This is a genomic window from Anaerostipes faecalis (assembly GCF_018982945.1).
GTDB lineage: Bacteria > Bacillota > Clostridia > Lachnospirales > Lachnospiraceae > Anaerostipes > Anaerostipes faecalis.
Genome location: NZ_JABRXE010000026.1, coordinates 1 through 1,975, shown reverse-complemented (window position 1 = coordinate 1,975; position 1,975 = coordinate 1). Strand labels below are relative to the sequence as shown.

The window sequence follows — 1,975 nt, the reverse complement described above, 5'->3', positions numbered from 1 at the left end:
GAATCTGTTCTGCTAATGGTGGTTTGCTTCCGATGATTAAGCGTCAACAGTACTATGATTCATTACGGGAGGCAGCATAGGTTGAACATCCTTGAGAAAAAAGTGTAAACCAATATTGACAATATCAGAATGAGACTCAAGTATGTTGTTAAAAGCAATATACTTGAGTCTTTTTTGTTTCATTAGGAAAGATTTTGTTATGCTAAAGCGTAAAAGTCTTTCCATGAAATAAAAAAATTCCGCGCGGATGTGCAAAAGAAAGTAGTATAAAACAAGATAATTTAAAGGAAGTGAGATTAATTATGCAAAAGATGATTCAAAATGTACCTATGGCGATTGTTGTTTTGATAGTAGGTTTTATTTTTTTGGTAAAGGGAGCTGATTTTTTTGTAGAAGGGAGTTCAGGTGTAGCAAAAAGACTTAAGGTTCCATCTGTTATAATCGGATTAACCATTGTAGCAATGGGAACTTCACTACCTGAAACTGCAGTATCGGTGACAGCCTCCATTCAAGGAAATAATACACTGGCAGTAAGTAATGCAACAGGATCTAATATATTTAATTTAATGGTAGTTGTTAGTTTGTGTGCCATTATGGCATCGGTGTCTGTAAATAAAGAAATGATAAGGCGAGATATTCCTTTTTCAATAGTTGCGGCACTTCTTCTGTTAGTATTTGGAACAGTAGGTATGCAGGTTGGAAGATTTGACGGATGTGTATTACTGATTTTATTCGTTGGCTATATAGTTTTTATGGTACGTCTGGCTTTATAATCAAGAAACGAAGTGATGGAGCAGGAAACGGATACTATTGATATAGACAAAAAACAAATTATGCCGATATGGAAATGTGTGATTAGTATAATTGGAGGGGCATGTGCAATTGCACTTGGTGGAGATTGGGTTGTTGACGGTGCTTCAACTATAGCCAGTGCATTAGGATTGAGTCAGACATTGATCGGACTTACTATCGTATCCATAGGAACTTCCCTTCCAGAACTTGTAACATCTGTAGTTGCAGCTAGAAAAAATGAAGTGGATATGGCACTGGGAAATGCAATCGGTTCTAATATATTCAACATATTAATGGTGATTGGAATAACAGGAGCCATCAGTCCTATTGAATTTATAACAGAAAACATAATTGATATTTCTGTACTTTTTGTATTTAGTATCATAGTGTGGTGCCTGGGATGGAAAAATAAAGGACTTAAACGCAAAGAAGGTATATGCATGATAGCGTTATATGCAATATATATGTTTTACATATGTATACGGTAATTTTAATGAAGATAGGAGATACGAAAGATGAAATGGAATATGTTATTTTTCTTTAATAGTGTACTGCTAGGTGTCGGACTTGCGATGGATGCTTTTTCAGTGTCGCTTGCAAACGGATTAAATGAACCAACAATGAAAAAGAAAAAGATGTGCGGAGTTGCAGGAATATTTGCTCTTTTTCAGGCAATAATGCCAATGATTGGATGGATATGTGTATATACAATTATTCAATATTTTAAGGTATTTGAAAGTTTTATTCCTTGGATTGCACTGATTTTACTGCTTTTTGTTGGTGGTAAAATGCTTTGGGAAGGAATCAAGAGTAAAAATAAAGAAATCGAAAAACCAGAGGTTGGGCTGACTGCCCTTTTTGTACAAGGTGTGGCAACATCAATAGATGCATTATCTGTTGGATTTACCATTGCAGAATATAGTCTATCTATGGCAATTGTATGTGTCGTTATTATTGCAATCGTGACCTTTGTAATCTGTATAACATGGTGCTAGAATATAAATAGTACAAGTCAAAATGAGAATTCCCAATCTATTATTTCATGGTACAATGTAGGTACCGCACTGAAGGAGGATCTCATTATGGCAAAGCACTATGACAAACAATTTAAACTGGATGCAGTCCAGTATTATCATGATCACAGAGACTTAGGACTGCAGGGCTGTGCATCAAATTTAGGAAT

At 35.2% G+C, this 1,975-nt stretch carries 1 protein-coding gene and 1 pseudogene; both read left to right on the top strand.

What is annotated here, in order from left to right:
* Positions 1–302 precede the first annotated feature (302 nt).
* A pseudogene (locus KTB61_RS13395) lies at positions 303–1,280 on the top strand (calcium/sodium antiporter).
* 27 nt (positions 1,281–1,307) lie between these two features.
* The gene (locus KTB61_RS12840; RefSeq protein ID WP_216697700.1) at positions 1,308–1,787 is read left to right on the top strand and encodes a manganese efflux pump MntP; all 480 of its coding nucleotides are present in this window, start codon (positions 1,308–1,310) and stop codon (positions 1,785–1,787) included.
* Positions 1,788–1,975 lie beyond the last annotated feature (188 nt).

Coding starts and splice junctions, on each gene's coding strand:
- KTB61_RS12840 (WP_216697700.1), top strand. CDS start 1,308: ATGAAATGGAATATGTTATTTTTCTTTAATAGTGTACTGCTAGGTGTC.